Source organism: Streptomyces sp. NPDC033229, from assembly GCF_055576875.1.
On sequence record NZ_JBVIQR010000189.1, the window covers coordinates 1 to 1,661 of the forward strand.

At 65.3% G+C, this 1,661-nt stretch carries 2 protein-coding genes and 1 pseudogene; all 3 read left to right on the forward strand.

What is annotated here, in order from left to right:
- The first annotated feature begins 26 nt into the window (after positions 1-26).
- Positions 27-422, forward strand: a complete 396-nt coding sequence (locus ACZ53N_RS37275) for a winged helix-turn-helix domain-containing protein (RefSeq protein WP_469145123.1) — start codon at positions 27-29, stop codon at positions 420-422.
- A complete protein-coding gene (locus ACZ53N_RS37280; protein ID WP_469145122.1) occupies positions 419-994 on the forward strand; it encodes an IS630 family transposase in 576 nt (191 codons plus the stop codon). The genes ACZ53N_RS37275 and ACZ53N_RS37280 overlap by 4 nt, the downstream gene beginning before the upstream one ends.
- A 15-nt stretch (positions 995-1,009) precedes the next feature.
- Positions 1,010-1,560: pseudogene (locus ACZ53N_RS37285) on the forward strand (IS5 family transposase); the annotation flags it as partial.
- Positions 1,561-1,661: the final 101 nt, after the last annotated feature.

The following is a 1,661-nucleotide window of genomic DNA, read 5'->3' on the forward strand; positions in this document are numbered from 1 at the left end:
GCACTGTACTTCGAGGGCCTTGCCACGTGGATCTACACCATCCAGGATCAACACGATCCATTGTCAGGTGTGTCCACACCACGGGGATCACCTCAGGCGGCGCTGATGCCTTGCGCCGGCGTCCGGCCACCGGTCGTCCGGCCAAGCTGGACGATGCCCGGGTCGAGCAGGTGCGGACCGCGCTGGAACAGAGCGCCCAGGCGCATGGCTTCGAGGCTGATCTGTGGACGCTGGAGCGGGTCGGTCTGGTGGTCGAGCGGGTGACGGGGGTGTCGTTGTCGCGGGCGTCGGTCTGGCGTCTGCTGACCGGCCGGTTGGGCTGGAGTCTGCAGCGGCCGGAGCGCCGGGCGGTGGAGCGGGACGAGTCCGAGATCGCCCGGTGGATCGCTCATGAGTGGCCGCGCATCAAAAGGGGGCGGTGAACACACGTGCCTCGATCGTTTTTCTCGACGAATCAGGAGTCTCGCTGCTGTCCCAGGTCCGACGCACCTACGCACCCCGCGGCCGCACTCCGCTCTTGCGGCATCGGCTGAACTGGAAGCGTGCCTCGATGGCCGCGGCTCTCGGCTACCACGCCGCCGATCCCGACCGTGGTCCGCGGTTGTGCTTCCACCTCAAGCCCGGCAGCTACGACACCACCGCACTCATTGAGGTCCTGGAACAGCTCAAGGTGTTCTACCGCGGGGAGAGGGTGGTGCTGGTCTGGGACGGACTGTCCGCCCACTGGAGCCGGGCCATGCGGGCCTGGGTCGCCGGACAGGACTGGCTGGCCCTGGAGCGATTACCGGCTTACGCGCCTGAGCTGAACCCGGTGGAACTGCTGTGGTCGTCGCTCAAGAAGCGTGAACTCGCCAACCTTGCCGGCGACCACCTTGCCGATGTCGCCGATGCCACCGAACAAGGCATCCACCGCATCAACCAGAACCGGCAGCTGCCATGGTCCTTTCTCACCCACACCGGCCTGACCATCCACCCACCAACCCCACAGAACTAACGAAAAGATCAGTAAGCAGTCCTGCACCGTCTGGACGACGCGGGCCTGGTTGACGTCACCCGCGTCGTCCTCGACACCGCCCATGTCAGGGCGAAAAAGGGGGCGAACACACAGGTCCGAGCCCCGTTGACCGGAGCAAGCCGGGTTCCGAGAGGCACGTCCTGTCGGAACGGACTGCCCCTGGTCGTCGGCGTCTCCGCCGACAACACCCACGACAGCGGAGGGCTGAAGCTCATGGTGGCGGGTCACCAAACGAGACACGACCCTCACCGCGGCCGTTACTTCAAGCCCCAGCGCCTGCATGCAGACAAGGCGTACGACCGGCTTGACCTGCGGAAATAGCTACGCGGCAAACGCATCGGAGTCTCCGAATCGCACGCAAAGGCATCGAGTCCAGCGAACGGTTGAGCCGTCGCAGGTGGGCGATAGAACGCACGATGTCGTGGCTGTCCGGCTACCGCAGACTCAGCCCTCGCTACGAGCGCCATCCCCGCAACTACCTGGCCTTTCTCGGACTCGCCGCCGCCCTCTGCTGCTACAAGCGACTCGCCCGCCTCACCACATAGGACACGGTCTTACGAGCTGGTGCGTGATAGCGGATGAGGCGTGTTTGACCTGCTCATTGCCTGTCCTCAGGCGGTGGTGTAGCGGTCAGATACGAGGTTGG